This window comes from Nodularia spumigena CCY9414 (assembly GCF_000340565.2).
Lineage (GTDB): Bacteria > Cyanobacteriota > Cyanobacteriia > Cyanobacteriales > Nostocaceae > Nodularia > Nodularia spumigena.
In genome coordinates this window covers 638,281-657,885 of the sequence record NZ_CP007203.1, presented here as the reverse complement: position 1 = coordinate 657,885, position 19,605 = coordinate 638,281, and the positions used below count along the sequence as shown (strand labels likewise).

Genomic DNA, 19,605 nt, shown 5'->3' with positions numbered 1-19,605 from the left:
AAATAGTGGCTGAGGTTGCACGTCGCCAAATTGGTAGCGAAGCCGCACGTAAATTGATATAAACCTATTTTTTATACACCTCTCGCCGATGCTTACATTGAATGAGTAAAATAATTAATTCTTCATCTTGAATTTCATAACGTAAGCGATAGTCTCCAATTCTAATTCGATATTCATTTTCATAACCTTTCAGTTTTACTACTCCATTAGGACGAGGTTCGTCTGCAAGCTGGCCAATCTTTTCATATACACGCTCTTTGAGATTATTAGGAAGATTATCTAATTGTTTTTGAATAGATTTAGTTATAATAATTTGGTACGTCATAGTATTTATTTACGCTGATTGCTTAGATACTGCTCAAAAGTAGTATATTCACCATTGGCGTATTCATCACGTACTAACTGAATCTCTCTTGCAGTTGCTTCATCTTCTTCCCAACTTTCTTCTTCAGCTTCAGCAATAGCTTGATCAAGAATCTCCCAAAGTAGCTTTTTTTCTGATAGATTTAGCGCACTTAAGGAGTTAATGAGTAACTCCATAGGAATGAATAAATTTAGTCCTGCTTGTGACATCGCTTTGATTATCCTAATGTCTATTTTTATATTTTATCAGATAACTATTAGGCGATCGCACAAAATCGTGTTTTTGAATAGATTAAGTTATAGTATTTAGGCTGAGTTAGCGATCGCATAACCCACTAAACCAATAAACCAAGTGTAAATAGTGGGTGAGGTTGCAAAAACGGAAATATTAAATTAAAGTTGCTTTTAAAGAAATATGGACGCAGAGCAAAAAGCAGTTATATCACCAGTCAATTTACAATCGCAAGCAGACGCAGAACTAGAACTCAAGCTGCGGGAACTCAAGTTTAGACAAGAACTCAGAAAAGACTGGATTTTATTTATTGTACGGGATGTTGTTATTTTTTCTGTGGCGATCGCCTTCGTGTTTACAATGTGCGGCTATTCATTTTTCATTCTCATTTACCGCTAATTTAAAAATTATAACCGATACCCAGGAATAAACCAACATCAGTACTATCCAAAAATGTGGCATTCACAGTACCTGTGGCGGTAAAGCGGTTCGCTAAAGGTAAATCCACACCACCAGTTAACAAGAAACCAAAATCAGAATCGCCCCCACTTCCAAAAGCTACACCACCACCTAAAAAAGGAGATATGGATAACTGCTCTCCACCCAAAGGATCTGCGGAACGGGGAGCAAAATCTAAAGTTATCGGCACTAAAAACAGAGTATCACCCCCAAATACCACCGATGGGCGCACCGAAATAGTATTTGTCAGCCCAATTTTGCTGATGAGTGCATAGTTACTTTCGCTGAGAGTAGAATCGCCAGCTATACCAATATTACCAGCAACACCCACATAACTAGAGCCACCACGAGTAGTTGTACCAGCCGCAATACCAGGAGTAGTTTCTGCTGGTGGTTCCTGAGTTACTCCCAGATTAGGTGGTATCAGGACTTCATTAATTACATGGATGACACCATTACTGGCTTGTACGTTGGGCTGAATCACATTCGCATCGTTCACCGCAATTTGATTTGTCGCTCTGTCTACCTGAATATTTACAGGTACATCCTCAAAAGTTCTCAATTCTCCATCTGAGAGTTGATTAGCAGTTACCTCCCCAGGAACCACATGATATCTCAAAATTTTAATCAATAATTCTCTGTTTTCCGGTTGCTGTAACTCCTCTAAAGTCCCCGCCGGTAAAGCAGCAAACGCCGCATCTGTGGGCGCAAACACTGTATAAGGGCCTGGTTGTTGCAGAATACCTGCTAAACCTGCTGTCTGCAATAAAGAAGTCAAACTTCTAAAAGATTCACTCGATGCAGCAATAGAAACAATATCTTGAGCCGTGGAAGTCTGTTGAGCAGCCCCAACTATATAATTATTCGCCGCAACATTGCTAGTCAGGGCTGGCATTTGTCCCTGTCTGACTAAAGCTTGATACAAAATAGCCGATGCTTCGGCGCGAGTTAAAGGATCTAACGGGTTCAGTCGGCTGACATTGGGATAATTGACAACAATATTGGCTTGTGTGGCTGCTGCGACATTATCCAATGCATACCTTGGTATTGCTGAAGCATCTGTGTAGTAAGTATTCACTACACCTAATGAATTATCGCTGGTTTGCAAACCCAAACCAGTTGTTAAAGCAACTATGGCCTCAACTTTGCGAATTTGCTGATTTGGGAGAAATAAGTTTCCCGGATAACCTGACATAAATCCCGTTTCGTAGGCTTCTTTAATTGCCGAACTTGCCCAGAAGCCAGCCGGAACATCTCTAAAACCTTGTGAACTTATTTGTCGCATCGGTTGTTGATTAAAAGCACTTTGAATCATGGCTGCAAATTCAGCCCGACTCACAGGTTGATTCGGCCTAAATGTGCCATCAGGAAAACCAGATATGATATTTCTGGTCGCTAAAGCTTTAATAAATGGACTTGCCCAATAATCTGAACTAATGTCAGACAAATTAGCCGCTAAAGCAGGCGAGGTATTAATAGGAATGCTACTTTGACCAGAAACTATTATGGGATTGATTGTGGCAAATGTCACTCCCAATGCTAATAAACTTGTACTTGCTGATGTCCAACGCCAGAATCTAATCATGAAAATATCCTCCAATAAAAATTGCCAATTATTTTATGTAAATCTGAGTAGATAAGGATAGACAATTAGGCATTTAATCGGCATTTTGCCAACATCAATGAAAAGGGCTAATATCACTAAACTCATACAGTATGGGAGCTAAATATGATTAAAATCAATGATTTCCCATAAAGTTACTCTAAATCCTCTCAGATTTCACTCAATTACACAACTAGCTTAAGGTCAAAGTCTGATTTTATTTCTCTTCCTTTAGATAGTTGACCATGATCAAAAAGTATTATGTTTAAAAATTAGCCACCATTAATCAAGTGTTTTTATTTAGAAGATTTTTTTTAGGGTTATTCATAATTGGTTTTTTACTATTAAAAGCTGGTTTTTTTTAAATTTAAACAGGACTTATGCAAAATTAGGAAAAAACGAACCACGTAAAGCCTTCGGCATAGCTTCGCTTACCGCGAAGCGTCTCCCCTTGGGAGAAGGACACGTTCGCGCTAGCGTCTCCCTTTGGGAGAAGGACACAAAGGAAAGAGGGTTTGAGAGAGTTCTTGCGTAAGTCCTATAAATAACAAAATATTTTGACCACAATAATGGCTAATATAGCAATTTGTTTAATTTGTCAAACTTTACTGGCTTCATTGTGTGATGTCATCAAGTACACAACATTCTGGCTGCTCTAGTGGGAAAATATTTTGATACAAGACACAATTTCCGGTAAGCTAATGACGAGGCTCAGTTTATACTTACTCAACTCTGAGGGGTTGTTTGCTATGTCTTGCAATTTGGATCACATCCTTATATAAGTCCAAAAATTCAGTCTTAAGGGCGGTAATGCAAACCAAAAAAAAATTAGATGAATTATGGATTGTACGCTGTTTAGCCGCAGTGTTACTCTTTGGTCAAGTTCTGTTGCATTTACTCCAAGGCAAAACTTACTACCGGAAAATTTTGCAACATATGGTGACAGCAGGGCCGGCTTCGGTGTCTCCAGTTATCCTTGTCAGTGGGTTTGCGGGGATGATTTTTACTATTCAAACTGCTAGAGAATTAGTCAGATTTGGGGCGCTAGATGCTGTCGGAGGTGCTTTTGCTTTGGCTTTTTGCAGAGAATTAGCGCCACTTTTGACAGCTAGTATTATTGCGGGACAAGTGGGTTCTGCTTTTGCAGCAGAAATAGGTGCTATGCGAGTTACAGAACAAATTGATGCACTTTATATGCTGAAAACTAATCCTATTGATTACTTGGTGCTTCCTAGGGTAATTGCTTGCATTTTGATGATGCCAATTATGATGGTTTTTGCTTTAATTGTCGGCATCAGTGGCGGGGTTTTTGCTGCATCACAATTTTACAATGTTGATCCGGAAGCATTTTTAGAATCTGTGAGAAGTTTTTTACAACTATCAGATTTATTTATGGTTTTAGTAAAAGGGCTGATTTTTGGAGCTATCGTTGCTATCAATGGCTGTAGTTGGGGACTCACTACCAAAGGGGGCGCAAAAGAAGTGGGAGAATCAGCAACTACCGCAGTTGTCACTACTTGGGTATTAATTTTTATGATGGACTTTTTTCTCTCTTTGTTGATGTTCGAGAAGCCTATAGTTTAACTAATGTGTAAAATTAGGGGTGAATGTGCTAAATAATAAATGTTCTAACCAGGGTTTTATCCGCTATGTGTAATCATTTACGACGAAGCTGTCATCTGAAAATATAATTAATTATATTGTAAAAAAAATATCAAATTATACTTAAAATCTTTTATTTTGTAGCAATTAGTTCAATTAAACAAAAATGGCAAATATGACTATTTAACGCGCAATCAATAAATTTGATTGCTATATTGTACTAAATAAGGAGTGCGGATTTAATAAAGTAGATAACCTCACCCCCCATCCCTATCTTTACCCAGCAGGGGGAGACTTTGGGAAGGTCAAAAACGGTGTGAGGTGAAAAACTAGGTTTGCACGTTATTTAATTCACATTTATAAGTAGTTTGATGAGGATGGACAAAGCTGTGCGTGATGATTTACATGGCTTAGATATTAGTCTGAAAGAGTTGCGAAAATTGACTAATTTACCTGTGAAAGATGAGCTTATTATTATTACCAATCCTTTGAAAAAAGTCGGTAAAATGATTGTAGCTAAAGTTAAGGGGTCTGAGGGAGCTACTGTGGTTTTTCTGAGTTGTTCTATATTTGTTTTTAGTTATTTGCTTTTTGATATAATTATTAAAGTGTTTGCTAGATGGATGACGATTCCTAGTTGGTTATTGTTAATAATATTAGGTTTTTGGGGTGCAGGTGTCACACAGATTACTTTGTATTTATTATGGTGGAAAAAACTCAAAATAATTAATCAAAATATGACAAATTCTTTAGAAATACTTTTAAATGATGTTGATAGATATAATGCGGTGATCAAAGCTATAGATATCAATGATCAAATAGAAGCTGCGGGTAATCCAGGAGTAGTTATTCAAGAAAGAGAAAGAGTGATCGAAGCTCTGAAACTCACAAGAAACGATTTAATTCGGGCTTTGAAAACGGAAAGAATTTTAAGAGAAAATAAGCATTTTATTCTCAAGAATACAGAGCTATTTGCGAATAATTTAGCGACTTTAACTGCAATGCAAGTCACGGAAGAAGCTACGGAGCATGGTAGGTTACTCAATGAAGCATTGCAAATTGCCTTAGATGTGCAAATTGAAATGAAAAGGCTGCAAACCCAAGGCTAAAACCAATGTCATCGCTTTTTCGGTGAAGTCAAGCAGGACTGCAATCAACGGTCTAACATAAAGAGGTGTGAATTTAGCGATCGCCTACAGGTATAGACTAGGTATGGACTGGAAAGAAATTAGAGGTAACTGGGTACTGATTCCCCCCAAACCCATCGGGATCATCCATTTTCTGGGAGGTGCATTTGTGGCTACTGCACCCCATTTGACTTATCGCTGGTTACTCGAACAACTGGCGAACAAAGGATATGTTATAATTGCTACACCATTTCTGAATACATTGGATCATATTGCGATCGCTAAAACTGTGCTGCTGAACTTTGAACGCACCATAGAACGATTACAAGACTCTGGGACATTACGCCAGCTTTATCTCCCTACTTATGGACTAGGGCATAGTATGGGTTGTAAACTGCACTTGCTCATTGGGAGTCTTCTACCTGTAGAACGTGCCGGAAATATTTTAATTTCCTTCAACAACTACGCCGCCAAGGAGGCTATCCCCTTAGTAGAACAGTTAAATTCTACTTTCTTGGTTGAGTTTACACCCTCGCCATTAGAAACCAACCAGATGATACAGGAAAGTTACAATATCCGGCGGAATTTATTAATAAAATTTACCAATGATACTATTGATCAATCAACGCCTTTAACTAAAATCTTACAAGCACGCTTTTCGGAGATGGTGACAGCACAAACCCTACCAGGCACTCACACGACACCTTTAGGTCAAGATATCAAATGGCAACCAGGAGCATCTTTTACCCCCTTAGACGCTTTAGGGCAATGGTTTAGACAAGAAGTTTATCGCGATTTGAACCAGCTAAAACGCGCCATTCTCTTATGGCTAAATCCGTTGTCACCTCCCTAATATGGGAGAAATATTCCCAAAATATGCTGTTGATTAGCTTTTTAATAATTGCTGAGAAATATTTATCAATCCAGAATACTAATCTGTAAAATTCCGCATATTTTGATTTTTAATTAATTTTTTAATTAGCGCTTTCTATGTTTCAAATCCTGGTAATTGATGATGATATTTCTATACAAACTCTCTTGAAGCGGATGTTAGAAAAACAGGGCTATAAGGTAGTTGCGGCGAGTAATGGAGAAGAAGGAATTGCTCAGGCGATCGCTTACCAACCCGCTTTGGTTATTTGTGATTGGATTATGCCAGGATTGAATGGATTAGAAGTCTGTAAGCGCATGAAAACAGACCCCAATTTATCCACTACTTTCTTTATATTTTTAACATCTTTAGATTCCATCGCTGATCGTGTCAAAGGGTTGGATGCTGGTGCGGATGATTTTATCTCCAAACCTATTGAGCAAAATGAATTGAAAGCAAGAGTCAGAGCCGGATTGCGCTTGCATCAGTTAAGTCAGGATTTACACACCCAAAAACTGCTCTTAGAAACAGAATTAGCAGAAGCCGCAGAATATGTGCGATCGCTTCTACCTTTACCAAGCACCGAACCCTTCTGCATCAATTCTCGATTCATTCCTTCCCGACAACTCGGCGGCGATTGTTTCGATTACTACTGGCTAGATTCTGACTATCTCGCTATATACCTACTAGATACAGCAGGACATGGACTCAAAGCCGCCCTCCCCTCAATTTCCGTCCTCAACCTGTTACGTTCCCGCGCCTTAAAAGGTTTGAATTACTATCAGCCTAGCGCTGTACTCAAAGCTTTAAATCAAACCTTTCAGATGAACTACCAAAATGACAAATATTTTACTATTTGGTATGGAGTTTATAACCGAGTTAACCGACAATTAATTTATGCCAGTGCTGGACATCCACCCGCAATATTAGTATCAGGAACATCTCCCAAAAAGACTGATGTTCAACTATTGAGAACTCCTGGTATGCCAGTGGGAATGTTTCCCGACGCAAAATATGTTGATGCCTATTGTAAGATTGAAAAATCTAGTAGTCTTTATATTTTTAGTGATGGTGCTTACGAAATCACCAAATCAGATGGCACACTTTGGAGTTTAGAAGCTTTCATTCAAGTACTTGTTAGCTTACAACATACTATTGACCGCCAACTCGAACAGGTATTGAATTATCTCATTGCTGTGAACTCCAAAGAGGCTTTTGATGATGATTTATCGATTTTACAAATTAATTTTGATTAATACTTTGCAGATAGTAAAGCCTGATTAAACTCATCTTGATTAGCAAATATCTCAAATACTTTATCCATACCTGTTAATTCCAATAATATTCTGACTTGTTCATTAATAGAACAGAGAACTAGCCTAGTCTCTGCTGCCCGTAAGGTTTTGAACGCTAATACCAAAGCCCCCAAGGCAGAACTATCCATAAAAGAAACATCTTGACAATCAACTAACACTATTTTTGCATCACTTTCTAGAAGATGAGTAATATGTTGGCGTAGCTCTTCTGTGCTTGTAGTATTGACAATTCCACTGAGTTTCACAACTTTGACTTGTTGATTCATAATACTTATGCCCGGATTGTTTTAAAAAAAATGTAATGATTTTGTTAGTATTATATACCAATAGGCATGATTTGGAAAAACCTGGCAAAATCACACACAAATTATTCAATGATTAGTGGCATATCATAAATCCTTGTTTATCAATAAAAAAGTATCCAAAATTTCACTTTACCAAAATTATAAATATTACCTAATCTCAAATTTAATAAAAGAAAAGTTTTGGGCGAATATAATATGGCTACGCCACGCCAAGGGCGAACGCTGCTACACAAGCAAAGTCCACCTGCGTGGACTAATGAGATATTAACCCGCGCAGGCGGGTTTCGTCTGTGTAGCTGCGACTTCTAGTCGCCAAGTTAGTCTTCTCTGAAAGAGAACAGGAAAGAGCAGAGGTAGTGAAAGCTTGGAAAAACTTGTCAAAGAAACAATATTGGTATAAACGTTTTACTATAAAAATTAGCTAAATTAGGCTTAACTTTTGCTGAATATACTGAGTCTATTTTGTCTGGAAGCTAAATATTAAAAAGGTTCATTTATTTAATAGTTCTTAGTGCAGATTATTCCAAATAATTAATGATTATATCTTCTGGTAGAAGAAAAACAAGATAGAAATTAATAAATTATTTATAAACCTTTTGTGAATTTAAACTATGAACCTACTTGCTTGGATAATTCTGGGTTTAATTGCCGGAGCTATTGCTAAAGCTATTTACCCTGGTCGTCAGGGCGGCGGAATTCTGACAACGATGATCTTGGGTATTATCGGTGCTTTAATTGGGGGAACTATTGTGACTCTCCTAGAAACAGGAAGATTACAACTGACTGCGGCAAGTCTGAGTATTCCTGGTCTAATAGTCGCGATCATTGGTGCAGTAATTGCCATCTTTTTATGGGGCTTGCTAACTGGTAGTACCAGTCATTAGTCCGAAAGTCAAGATAATCATCGTGAGAGCCAAGTTATGAGGAGCAAACATAAAATACTCCACTTTTTTACAAGTGGAGTTGTGAACAAATATGAGAGATTTTTTTATTTAACTAATTAGCTAAACATTCACCTTAGCCTTTGACCAAACGCCGTTTTCGTCTTCATCAAACTGCTGATGAACAGCTTCCCAAGCTGCTTGTTCAGCTGTGAACTCGTCACTTGTCTGATTTAAAACCGCATTATAACGATCCATGAATGTACGTTGAGCTTCTTCAGAAAGATGAGAGCGAACTTCCACAGACAAATCTTCTGGACTGTTACATGGACCAGAACAAGGATGAGTCAATGTTTTATCAGTTGTGTGAATTTCTTCACCACCAGAACTTTCGATCAGCAATTGAAATTCGCCCAGGCGATCGCTCGGCACTTCTGCCATTAACATAAACTCGCCAGCTTGTAAGCGTGTTTGATAAACTGCGGCTTTATCTTCAGGCATTCCCCAAGCAGTTAAAGCCGATACGAGTCCAGCGCCAGCGCTCCCGGCGATCGCACCACTAGCAGCACCGAGCAACAACGCACCAATCGGGCCTGCTGCCACAATCGGACCAACAAAAGGAACGAACAGTACACCCACACCAGTCAGCAAGCTGAGAAACGAACCAAATAAGGAACCAAAAATTGCTCCTGTTCTCAAGCCTCCCAGAATCACATCTTTCTTGGTAATGAAACCAGAAATTCGCGTTTCTGACTGGAAATTTTTGCCCATGATCGAAATATGATCTCTAGGCACACCCCTATCGAGTAAACGTCGAATCACCTGATCAATCTGCTTTTGTTCCTTAAATACAGCTGATATGGTACGTTCTGCTTGATAAACTTCTGGCACTTTATACTCCTTAAAACTTATTTTTGCAATAGATATTGAGTGAAATTAAATATCCGTTATCTGGAAACCATAAATTGCATAGGTAGATGTAGGAAGATTGATTCTCAGACACCAACTTGAAAGAACCAACCCTCCTTGACTTCACAGGTTATTTACAGGTTATTTACCCAGTTCTACACGCCCACAGGAGTTTTAGTTTCTCCGGCTGGTTGCACACCGTTAGGTTCTAACGCTTCTCCTTCAATGAACGAGCGCAACATCCAGGCCATCTCTTCATGCTCTTCCATGATTCCAGTTAAAAAGTCAGCAGTTCCCTCATCATGAAACTGCTCACTGCACTGATCCACATGATCCCGCAAATTCCGAATCACCTGCTCGTGATTTTCTCCCAGTTGAGCTACCATTCCTGTTGCTAAGGGGACATCACCGCTATGTTCTTTGAGCGTAGCAATCTTGAGAAAGCCCTCCATTGTACCCAGTGGGAAACCGCCCAAAGCGCGAATCCGTTCCGCTAAAGCATCAATACTTTCAGTGAGTTTTTCATACTGTTCTTCCCAAAGTTCATGCAAACTGCGGAACTGAGGGCCGACAACATCCCAATGGTACTTTTTGGTTTTTACGAGCAAAACGTAGGCATCTGCTAAATCTTGATTCAACAGATTCATCACACCTTGACGCTGCTCTTCTGTCAAACCAATATTAATTGTACGCATTGTTTTCCATCCCTAAGCTAACCTATGTATAAATTCTCCACAATCTGGGCATCATAAACATCAACCATAGGAAAGATCATCTCAGCATAATGAATTACAACTTAAGGTTAGTTTTATCTCTACCTCCTAACCGATAAAGCCAATTAAGTTTATAAGTTATTTACCTGCAAATATTTGGAAATTTAACCTGATGCTAGCTGTTTCTTAATCTAGCTCGTATAAATTGAGAGAATTGTAGCCAGCCTAATACTGATAACAAAGTATGCTTTATTGGAAAATTAATACTTAGATTTACCATACCCTCCCCCTACTAAGTAGATATTTGCAGTTGAAATGGTTGTTTAGATATTCCTGATGCTTTCCGTTCTTCCGAACATGACCCGGTGATTATCGGGCGGAATTTGAACAGCGTCGATGATGTAATTAACACCCCTCCTAGTAACATGGTAACTACCAGTACAGTTCGCTTTTCCCAATTCAATGCTTCGCTGAACCGCAACGCTGATGGTCAATTAGTCACCGATTTGTCTACTCCAGACAATGCTCAAGCCAAAGCTGTGGCAGAAATCATTCGGCGCAACACCCCAGATGTGCTATTGATTAATGAATTTGATTACTTTGGCGCTAATCCCACTGAGGCTGTTGAACTATTTCTGCAAAATTACCTTGCAATCAGCCAAAACGGTGCAAATCCAGTGGAGTATCCCTACTTTTACATTGCACCCTCTAATACAGGTATTGCTTCTGGGTTTGATTTAAACAACAACGGCACAGTTGTCACCACCCCAGGCGCACCGGGATATGGTGATGATGCTTTTGGCTTTGGAAATTTTCCTGGTCAGTTCGGGATGTTGTTGCTGTCCAAGTACGAAATTGACACAGCCAACGTTCGCACCTTCCAAAACTTTCTCTGGAAGGATATGCCGGATTCTTTACTACCTACGATTGCCACTCCTGATTCTGCCACTCCTTGGTATTCAGCCGAGGAACAAGAAGTATTGCGGCTTTCTTCCAAGAGTCACTGGGATGTCCCCATTAAGGTGAACGGCGAAATTATTCACGTCCTCGCCAGTCATCCTACACCACCTGTATTTGATGGCGCAGAAGACCGCAACGGTAAACGCAACCATGATGAGATTCGCCTGTGGTCAGACTATATCAGCCCTGGAAAAGGCAATTACATCTATGATGATCAGGGACAATTGGGTGGTTTAAATCCTGGTTCCCGCTTTGTGATTATGGGCGACCAAAACGCCGATCCTTTTGATGGGGATAGTTTTGATAATGCCATTCTTCAGCTATTACAAAACCCTGGCATTAATACTAATTTCGTTCCCAGCAGTCCTGGTGCTGTGCAACAGTCAGATTTACAAGGTAACGCTAACCTGAATCACGGAGGTAATCCGGCTTTCGATACCGCAGATTTTGCCGATGGTAACTCGGGTAATTTGCGCGCTGACTATGTACTACCTTCTTCTGACCTGCAAATTCAAGACTCAGCAGTATTTTGGCCTCTCAATACTGACCCAAGCTTCTCCCCTGTAGGCACGTTTCCCTTCCCCAGTTCTGACCATCGCCTCGTGTGGGTAGATGTCGCCGCAGGAGCAACAGAAGCGGGTAAAACTATTCCTGGTATCCAATTCCAGGGCGAAACTACTTTTACCACAGGCTTTATTCCCTCTGGTGAAGCGGGAATAGTGAACGGCACAGCGACTCAAATGGGTGGATTATCTGGTGTCACCTACGATCGCACAAATAATCTTTATTACTCTATCTCAGATGATCGCTCGCAAAATGGCCCGGCGCGTTTCTATACCTTCACTCTTGACCCGGACACATCTGCGGTAACATTTACTGATGTCACTCCCCTCAAAGATGCTGACGGTAATTTCTTTGCTGCGTTAACTGTTGACCCTGAAGGTATTGCCTTAACTCAAGATGGGACTATTTTTGTTTCTTCTGAAGGTGAAGCCAATATTAATGCAGGTCGTGTCAGTGACCCCTTCATTAAAGAGTTTGCTTTAACCGGAGAGGAATTGCGATCGATCTCTGTCCCCAGTAAATATCTGCCAGTAATAGAAGACACCAACGGCAACGGAATTATAGATGCAGGTGATACTCAAATATCAGGTATTCGTAATAACTTAGCCTTTGAAAGCCTGACTATTACACCCAACCAAAAAACGCTATACACAGCCACAGAAAATGCTCTGTTACAAGATGGTGAACGGGCTTCTCTGAGTAATGGCAGTCCTTCCCGGATTCTGCAATATAACTTGCTCAGTGGACAACCAGAAAAAGAATATCTCTACATTACTGATGCCACTATCACACCAGATCCAATCACAGCCTTTAATGATAATGGCTTAGTGGATTTGTTAGCCATTGATAACCGAGGTACTTTGCTGGCGTTGGAACGCTCTTTTTCCGTAGGCGTAGGCAACACCATCAAAATCTACGAAATATCTCTGCAAGATGCCACCGACATCAGCACAATTGATTCCCTCTCAAATCTCGATGAAACTCAACTAGCTGCCATTAAACCAGCCCAGAAGCGCCTAGTCTTGAATTTAAATGACCTCAACTTGCCCAATGGGACAGATAACATTGAAGGCATTACATTTGGCCCCAAATTGGCAGATGGTAGTCAGTCAATTGTATTGGTGAGTGATAACAACTTCAACCAAGCCCAATTTACCCAAATCCTGACTTTGGGTGCTGACTTAGTAGCGACTGTCACCCCCAGAGTAGAAACCCGTCCTGATTTGTTTGACGATGAAGACCCAGCCCAGTCTGTTGTTGATCAAAATGCTGATGCTGATGACCCAGCAATTTATGTGAATGCTACCAACTCAGCTGATAGCTTGGTACTCACAGCAGTGAAAAATGCTGGTATCCGGGTTTATGACTTGTCTGGTAATTTATTGCAGACAGTTAACCCTGGTGGTATTCGTTACAACAACGTTGATTTGCAATACGGTTTTCAATTAGGTGGTGAGTCTGTTGATATTGCCGTAGCAAGCGATCGCCAAAACGATACACTGGTATTCTTCAAAATAAATCCCAATGGTAACGCCAACGGTGAATACCTAGAAGACATTACCGATAGCAATATTGGCACTCTCTTCCAAGCTGCACCCTTTAGCCCACCTTACTCAGCAGACGACATCAGCGCTTACGGTGTAGCAATGTACCGTAGTCCCGTCACCAATGATTACTATGTCTTCGCTAATCGTGCCGACACTGGAGATGTTGCCCAGTACAAACTAATTGATCAAGGTAATGGCAAAATTGGGGTAGAACGAGTTAGAGAATTCACCGTACCCACCACAGCCGGAGTTGACCCCCAAACCGAGGGGATGGTGGCAGACCAAGAAACAGGTTTCCTCTACATCGGTCAAGAAAATGTCGGCATTTGGAAGTTCCTAGCAGAACCCAACGGCGGTACAACTGGCACACTCATCGATCAAGTTAAAGACTTGGGTGGTAGCAATCTCACCGCCGATGTCGAAGGACTGACGATTTACTATGGTGCTAACGGTACAGGCTATCTACTAGCATCCAGTCAAGGGGATAACACCTTTGCTATCTATAACCGTCAAGGTAACAACGAATACTTAGGACGCTTTGCCGTTGGTAGGAATGGCGCAATTGACAGCGTGCAAGAGTCAGACGGCGCAGATGTGATTAACGTCCCCTTGGGCGCTAACTTCCCTTACGGTCTGTTTGTTACCCAGGATGGTAATAACGACCCAGCCAAATTAGTTGAAGATGACGGCGAACAAGAAAACGTCAATAGCAACTTTAAATTTGTCCCTTGGGAAAACATTGCTCATGCTTTCCCCAATCCCCTAAACATTGACACCACTACATACGACCCCCGTAATCCTATGTCACAACCCAACAATCAACCCACTACCCCAGACGTAACACTCGTAGGTTTTGCTTCCCTCCCGGCTGATAGCTTTGCTGAAGGGCCTGCTTCGGGTACTGCCATTACAGGTAATACTAACGGACGGAATGTACCTTTTGCCAAACAGCCGATTCAAGGATTTAGTTCTGTCCAAGTTGCTGATGAAAATTCCTTCTGGTTCTTGTCTGACAATGGGTTTGGTAGCAAGGCGAATAGTCCTGATTATTTACTGCGGATTTATCGGGCTGACCCCAGTTTCCGAGGTGCAGAGGGTGGCGATGGTAGTGTGAATGTGTTGGATTTTGTGCAACTATCCGACCCTGACAATAAAATCCCCTTTAAGATTATCAATGAGGATAGTTCTGAGCGTTTCTTAACTGGTTCAGATTTCGATATTGAATCTTTGGTAGTTGCAGAGGATGGTAGTTTCTGGATTGGTGATGAGTTTGGCCCTTACCTGTTACATTTCGATGCCACTGGTAAGCTGATAGAAGCTCCCATTGATACGCCTAATTATGTCAGTTTAAATACTCTTAATGGTCAAGCACCGATTGTAATTGGACATCGGGGCGCAAGCGGTGAACTACCAGAGCATACTTTGGGCGCTTACAAACTGGCAATTGAACGCGGTGCAGATTTCATTGAGCCTGATTTGGTTGCTACTAAGGATGGGGTGTTGATTGCCCGTCATGAACCTAATTTAATTGCTACCACTGATGTTGCTTCTCGTCCAGAATTTAGCGATCGCTTGACCACTAAAATGGTCGATGGCGTTGCGGAAGAAGGCTTTTTTGCTTCTGACTTCACTTTGGCGGAAATCAAGACCCTACGGGCGATTATGCCTCAAGGTTTCCGTAACCAAGTGTTTAACGGTCTGTACGAAATTCCGACTTTAGAGGAAATTATTCAGTTAGTTCAGCAAATCGAAGCTGATACAGGCAAAAAGATTGGCATTTACCCAGAAACCAAGCATCCTACTTTCCACGATGATTTGGGTTTGTCCCTGGAAGAACCCCTGTTAGCAACCTTAGAACAAACTGGATTTACTGACCCCAGTCGGATTTACATCCAATCTTTTGAAGTCGGCAATCTCAAGGAACTGAGTCAGTTAACTAATATACCTTTGGTTCAGTTATTCGATGCTATTGATGTCAATCTTGATGGTTCACTGATTGAAACTCAACCTTATGATTTCGTAGTCAGTGGCGACACCCGCACCTATGCTGACTTGCGGACACCAGCAGGTTTAGAAGAAATTGCCACCTACGCATCTGGTGTTGGTCCTTGGAAACGGATGATTAAATCTGTGCAAGGTGTTGATGCGGATAATGATGGTCAAGCCGATGATGTCAATGGTGATGGTGTTGTTAACGATGCTGATAAAACCCTCACCGCTCCCACAACACTGGTGCAAGATGCCCACACCGCAGGTTTGCTGGTACATCCTTACACCTTCCGCAATGAAGGGCGTTTTCTCGCCGCCGACTACAACGGCAACCCAGAAGCGGAATTCATCGATTTCATTAATTTAGGTGTTGATGGCTATTTTACAGATTTTCCAGGTACTGGCGATCGCGTGCGTGATCAATTAACTGGGCAGTTTGTCATCTCCCCTGATAACCCTGCTGTAATTCCCCCTGAGTTTGCTACTTTAAATGGTTCTGCACCTTTGGTAATTGGACACCGGGGAGCTAGTGGTTTACGTCCAGAACATACTTTAGAAGCATACAAGTTAGCGATCGCAGATGGGGCTGATTTCATTGAACCTGATTTGGTCGCTACTAAAGATGGTTATTTAGTGGCGCGTCACGAAAACGCCTTGGCAATTCTCAATGATGATGGTTCAGTGAATAGAACTGACACCAGCACCGATGTTAACGAACGTCCAGAATTTGCTGACCGTTTCACCACTAAAGTTATTGATGGTCGCACAATTAACGGTTGGTTTAGCGAAGATTTCACCCTAGCAGAAATCAAAACTCTCAATTCTATTGAACGTCTGCCAGATTTACGGGGAACCAAGTTTGATGGTGATGGGCTGAAAGTTCCCAGTTTGGAAGAAATCATTGATTTGGTGAAACAGGTAGAAGCCGAAACAGGACGCAAAATCGGCATTTATCCTGAAACCAAACATCCTACCTTCTTTGCTTCCGAAGGCACTCTTTTAGATGGTTCCCCCATCAACATTAGCTTGGGACAAGTTCTAGTTAACACTTTAGTCGCCCAAGAGTTTACTGACCCCGAACGGGTGTTTATTCAATCCTTCGAGGTGGGTAATCTCCAGGAACTGAAACAGTTGATCATGCCAGATGCCGGCATTGATATTCCCCTCATTCAACTGCTGGGCGGTGCGAATGGTAGACCTTATGATTTTAGAGTTAGTGGTGACTCCCGCACCTATGGCGACCTTACCAAGTCTACAGAATTAGCGGCGATCGCCACCTACGCCGCAGGTATTGGCCCCAACAAGCGCCTGATTGTCCCTTCTGTAGGTGGAGTCCTCCAAGCACCCACCACCCTGGTAGAAGATGCCCATGCAGTCGGTTTACTCTTACACCCCTACACCTTCCGCAACGAAGATATTTTCCTCGCACCAGACTACAACGGCGATCCGAAACTAGAATATCAACAGTTTATTGAGTTAGGCGTTGATGGTTTCTTCTCTGACTTCCCAGGTACAGGTAGCTTAGTGGTTGACCAATTATTGGGTGATCCTGTTTACTCAAATCTGGCGCGTTCTCGCGGCTTTGAAGGCATGGCTATCAGCCTGGATAAGAAAACCATCTATCCCTTACTAGAAGGTACTGTAATTGGCGACCCTGCTAATTCCTTACGCATCTATGAATTTGATGTGGAATCGAAGCAGTATCAGGGTTTAGCTGGCTACTACCGCATGGAACAACCCAATCACGCCATCGGTGCATTAACCGTAATCAATGAAAATGAATTTCTCGTGATTGAACGAGACAATAATCAAGGTGCAGATGCCCAGTTCAAGAAGATATTCAAGATTGATTTGTCTCAAAAAGATGCCAATGGTTTTGTGACCAAAGAGGAAGTTGTTGATTTACTGAATATCAGTGACCCCAATGATTTAAATGGAGACGGTGACACTAAATTTACCTTTCCCTTTGTCACTATTGAATCTGTGGTGGTAATTGATGAAAACACACTCCTACTGGCTAACGATAACAATTATCCCTTTTCAGTCGGTAGACCACCTGTCATAGATAACAACGAAATCATTCTCTTAGGTTTAGATAAGCCGCTTAATTTGGCTACTCCTGTAGTCAGCATTGTAGCCCCGGTTCCCGATACAGCAGAAGCAGGTAATCAACCAGGAGTTTTCCGCATTTCCCGCATTGGTAACACCAGTAAATCCCTGACAGTGAACTACACCGTCGAAGGTGCTGCTACTAATGGCGTTGATTACAACAACCTCATGGGCTTTGCGACTATCGCCGCCGGTCAAACCTTTGTGGATGTCACAGTAACACCAGTAGATGATGATTTACTGGAGGGTGATGAAACTGTGATCCTCAACTTAGTTGATGAAGCTGAATACGTTCTCGGTATATCCAACACTGCCACTGTGACAATTGCCGACAACAATTTTGTGCCACTGGTGAATAATCCTGGTAGCGATACTTTTACGATTCGCGGTAGCGGTGACACAGTACAACTCCAAGTTAGTCTGACTAGAACTAAACCGAATCAGGTGAATGAATTGGGTGTATTTACGGTGGATGATGCTGAAGGTAGAATCAACGGTATTGCCCCAGGGGAAGCTGGTTATGCGGAAGCTGCATTAGAACGGGCGCAAGCAATTTTCTCTGGTGTGCATAGATTGCCTACTGGCTTTAGCCAAGACAACATTACCCGGTTATTGGAAGTTAATTCTGGCGATAATCTGAGATTCTATGTAGTGCCAAATGGTACAAGTGATGAAGTCCGGGCGGGAGTTATCCCCATCACAGATGTAGTATTTGCTGATGCTTCAACTCAAAGAGTTACTGATTTGGGAAACGATGAATTTTCCTTAGCTTGGAAGGTAAAGTCTTTGATTAGCTCTACCTATGAAGATTTTGAGGTGAAGATTCAGGCGACTGAGCAACCATTACCTTTAGGTACAGGTTTGCAAGGGACATCACAAGCTGAATTGATTGATTTACGAGGTATTACGCAATCGGTACAAGCTGAATTTGTGGTCAACCGAGAAGCCGCTTTAAACAACTACGTCAGTTTTTATCGCGTAACTGATGAAAATGGGGGTATTGACGTTGACGGTAATGGCACAGCAGATATTCTTCCCGGAGAAGCTGGTTACACCCAAGCCGCCGTTAGTGCGCGTATTCCAGGGATTGACTTAACGACGAATAACCGCCAGACAAGCACTTACACAGCTATTTTAGAGGCTGGTTCTCTTTTAGCACCATTCATGATTGCTGATGGTAGTCCCGCAAATATGAATGCTCAGTCGGTTTATTTCCCATTCTTGGGGGCTAATTCTACACAGGTAGATCACGTCACCCTCTTAGGAAATAATGTCTTTGCCTTTGAGGATTTACAACGTGGTGACAAGGACTTTAACGATATGATTGTCCGCGTTAATTTGACTTTTGGCTAACCGATAGGTATAGCATAAATAATAATCAGAGTCAATACCTATGCTGGTGTGGCTCTGATTTTTTTTACATGGGCGATCGCGTAGCAGATCCGAAGGAGCATGATCGAACGGGGTCTGCACATACTAATGGAGAAGAAAAGATCCGAATTATCAGCGCTCGAAAAGCTACCCGACAAGAGAAAAGGGCGGTTTTACGGAAATGAGGTAGCTGTAATGCTAGATATATTAAAATTTAGAAAAAGATTATACCGATATTCTACGTATAATGGATAGTTAGCTATCTTCTTGCTTTGGAGGCTACGATCAAGACATTTTAGGTTGGTAATAAAATTATGTGAGTAGGGCTACTGAACTGGAGGATTTATGGCAAGAGCAAGAGTACCTAAAGGACAAGTTTTTGTCAAAAAGGAAGAGAAGATTTTAAAGACACTGAATAATTTAAAGCTAACTCATTCAGATGAGGATTTTATTCTGAAGTTTCAAGATTTGTACCCCAACGACTGGCAGAAAATAGTTGCACGCTATGAAGCACATGAGAAGCTCACTCCCAAAGGGAAAAGCCATCCAATGCCAAAACCAGAAAAGTATTTGTTAAATATCTCTTACAAACTTCGCACAGCTTACGCCAAAGGTGAAATGCTAAGTTCGGTTGTACAAGAATCAGAAACTGAGGACTAAAAATCTATTATTACGTCTTGGTAC

14 protein-coding genes are annotated in these 19,605 nt (G+C 41.4%); 8 read left to right on the top strand and 6 right to left on the bottom strand.

All coding sequences use genetic code 11. The features are described from left to right. Positions 1 to 64: 64 nt before the first annotated feature. Together NSP_RS02955 and NSP_RS02950 are read right to left on the bottom strand one after the other, a co-directional pair. Entirely contained in the window at positions 65 to 325 is a 261-nt protein-coding gene (locus NSP_RS02955) for a type II toxin-antitoxin system RelE family toxin (RefSeq protein WP_006197346.1), read from the bottom strand. A gap of 5 nt (positions 326 to 330) precedes the next feature. Next, entirely contained in the window at positions 331 to 573 is a 243-nt protein-coding gene (locus NSP_RS02950) for a hypothetical protein (RefSeq protein WP_006197345.1), read from the bottom strand. 205 nt (positions 574 to 778) lie between these two features. Between NSP_RS02950 and NSP_RS02945 the strand changes: the two genes are divergently transcribed. After that, positions 779 to 994, top strand: coding sequence for a hypothetical protein (locus tag NSP_RS02945; RefSeq protein ID WP_006197344.1), 216 nt, complete (start codon positions 779 to 781; stop codon positions 992 to 994). A 1-nt stretch (position 995) separates the two neighbouring features. Here NSP_RS02945 and NSP_RS02940 read toward each other — a convergent pair whose 3' ends face one another. After that, positions 996 to 2,639 (bottom strand): fasciclin domain-containing protein, encoded by a 1,644-nt coding sequence (locus NSP_RS02940; protein WP_006197343.1) that lies wholly within the window; start codon positions 2,637 to 2,639, stop codon positions 996 to 998. Between the two features lie 828 nt (positions 2,640 to 3,467). On the opposite strand from NSP_RS02940, the gene NSP_RS02935 reads away from it, so the two are divergent. From NSP_RS02935 to NSP_RS02920, 4 genes are all read left to right on the top strand, one after another. Beyond that, entirely contained in the window at positions 3,468 to 4,241 is a 774-nt protein-coding gene (locus NSP_RS02935; RefSeq protein ID WP_006197342.1) for an MlaE family lipid ABC transporter permease subunit, read from the top strand. 395 nt (positions 4,242 to 4,636) lie between these two features. Next, complete coding sequence (locus tag NSP_RS02930) at positions 4,637 to 5,368, top strand: hypothetical protein (protein WP_017803779.1); 732 nt, start codon at positions 4,637 to 4,639, stop codon at positions 5,366 to 5,368. A gap of 103 nt (positions 5,369 to 5,471) precedes the next feature. Then, a complete protein-coding gene (locus NSP_RS02925) occupies positions 5,472 to 6,239 on the top strand; it encodes a DUF1350 family protein (RefSeq protein WP_006197340.1) in 768 nt (255 codons plus the stop codon). 137 nt (positions 6,240 to 6,376) lie between these two features. Next, complete coding sequence (locus NSP_RS02920; protein ID WP_006197339.1) at positions 6,377 to 7,513, top strand: PP2C family protein-serine/threonine phosphatase; 1,137 nt, start codon at positions 6,377 to 6,379, stop codon at positions 7,511 to 7,513. Here the strand turns inward: NSP_RS02920 and NSP_RS02915 are convergent. Next, positions 7,510 to 7,839 (bottom strand): STAS domain-containing protein, encoded by a 330-nt coding sequence (locus tag NSP_RS02915; RefSeq protein WP_006197338.1) that lies wholly within the window; start codon positions 7,837 to 7,839, stop codon positions 7,510 to 7,512. The two genes, NSP_RS02920 and NSP_RS02915, sit on opposite strands and share 4 nt — an antisense overlap. A 650-nt stretch (positions 7,840 to 8,489) precedes the next feature. Between NSP_RS02915 and NSP_RS02910 the strand changes: the two genes are divergently transcribed. Further along, positions 8,490 to 8,762: a GlsB/YeaQ/YmgE family stress response membrane protein gene (locus NSP_RS02910; protein ID WP_006197337.1), complete on the top strand. Its 273-nt coding sequence runs from the start codon at positions 8,490 to 8,492 to the stop codon at positions 8,760 to 8,762. A gap of 120 nt (positions 8,763 to 8,882) precedes the next feature. Here NSP_RS02910 and NSP_RS02905 read toward each other — a convergent pair whose 3' ends face one another. Together NSP_RS02905 and NSP_RS02900 are read right to left on the bottom strand one after the other, a co-directional pair. Then, positions 8,883 to 9,650, bottom strand: coding sequence for a ChaB family protein (locus NSP_RS02905; RefSeq protein WP_017803778.1), 768 nt, complete (start codon positions 9,648 to 9,650; stop codon positions 8,883 to 8,885). Between the two features lie 173 nt (positions 9,651 to 9,823). Next, positions 9,824 to 10,363 carry a Dps family protein gene (locus tag NSP_RS02900; RefSeq protein WP_006197334.1) on the bottom strand — a complete coding sequence of 180 codons (540 nt, stop codon included), beginning with the start codon at positions 10,361 to 10,363 and terminating at the stop codon, positions 9,824 to 9,826. A gap of 443 nt (positions 10,364 to 10,806) precedes the next feature. On the opposite strand from NSP_RS02900, the gene NSP_RS02895 reads away from it, so the two are divergent. Further along, positions 10,807 to 18,903 carry a phytase gene (locus NSP_RS02895; protein ID WP_006197333.1) on the top strand — a complete coding sequence of 2,699 codons (8,097 nt, stop codon included), beginning with the start codon at positions 10,807 to 10,809 and terminating at the stop codon, positions 18,901 to 18,903. A gap of 363 nt (positions 18,904 to 19,266) precedes the next feature. Next, positions 19,267 to 19,581 carry a hypothetical protein gene (locus NSP_RS02890; RefSeq protein ID WP_006197332.1) on the top strand — a complete coding sequence of 105 codons (315 nt, stop codon included), beginning with the start codon at positions 19,267 to 19,269 and terminating at the stop codon, positions 19,579 to 19,581. Positions 19,582 to 19,605: the final 24 nt, after the last annotated feature.

Excerpts from the sequence above, each read along its gene's own strand:
- NSP_RS02950 (WP_006197345.1), bottom strand. The coding sequence starts at position 573 with ATGTCACAAGCAGGACTAAATTTATTCATTCCTATGGAGTTACTCATT.
- NSP_RS02915 (WP_006197338.1), bottom strand. The coding sequence starts at position 7,839 with ATGAATCAACAAGTCAAAGTTGTGAAACTCAGTGGAATTGTCAATACT.
- NSP_RS02925 (WP_006197340.1), top strand. The coding sequence starts at position 5,472 with ATGGACTGGAAAGAAATTAGAGGTAACTGGGTACTGATTCCCCCCAAA.
- NSP_RS02900 (WP_006197334.1), bottom strand. The coding sequence starts at position 10,363 with ATGCGTACAATTAATATTGGTTTGACAGAAGAGCAGCGTCAAGGTGTG.
- NSP_RS02955 (WP_006197346.1), bottom strand. The coding sequence starts at position 325 with ATGACGTACCAAATTATTATAACTAAATCTATTCAAAAACAATTAGAT.
- NSP_RS02920 (WP_006197339.1), top strand. The coding sequence starts at position 6,377 with ATGTTTCAAATCCTGGTAATTGATGATGATATTTCTATACAAACTCTC.
- NSP_RS02890 (WP_006197332.1), top strand. The coding sequence starts at position 19,267 with ATGGCAAGAGCAAGAGTACCTAAAGGACAAGTTTTTGTCAAAAAGGAA.
- NSP_RS02930 (WP_017803779.1), top strand. The coding sequence starts at position 4,637 with ATGGACAAAGCTGTGCGTGATGATTTACATGGCTTAGATATTAGTCTG.
- NSP_RS02895 (WP_006197333.1), top strand. The coding sequence starts at position 10,807 with ATGGTAACTACCAGTACAGTTCGCTTTTCCCAATTCAATGCTTCGCTG.
- NSP_RS02945 (WP_006197344.1), top strand. The coding sequence starts at position 779 with ATGGACGCAGAGCAAAAAGCAGTTATATCACCAGTCAATTTACAATCG.
- NSP_RS02910 (WP_006197337.1), top strand. The coding sequence starts at position 8,490 with ATGAACCTACTTGCTTGGATAATTCTGGGTTTAATTGCCGGAGCTATT.
- NSP_RS02940 (WP_006197343.1), bottom strand. The coding sequence starts at position 2,639 with ATGATTAGATTCTGGCGTTGGACATCAGCAAGTACAAGTTTATTAGCA.
- NSP_RS02935 (WP_006197342.1), top strand. The coding sequence starts at position 3,468 with ATGCAAACCAAAAAAAAATTAGATGAATTATGGATTGTACGCTGTTTA.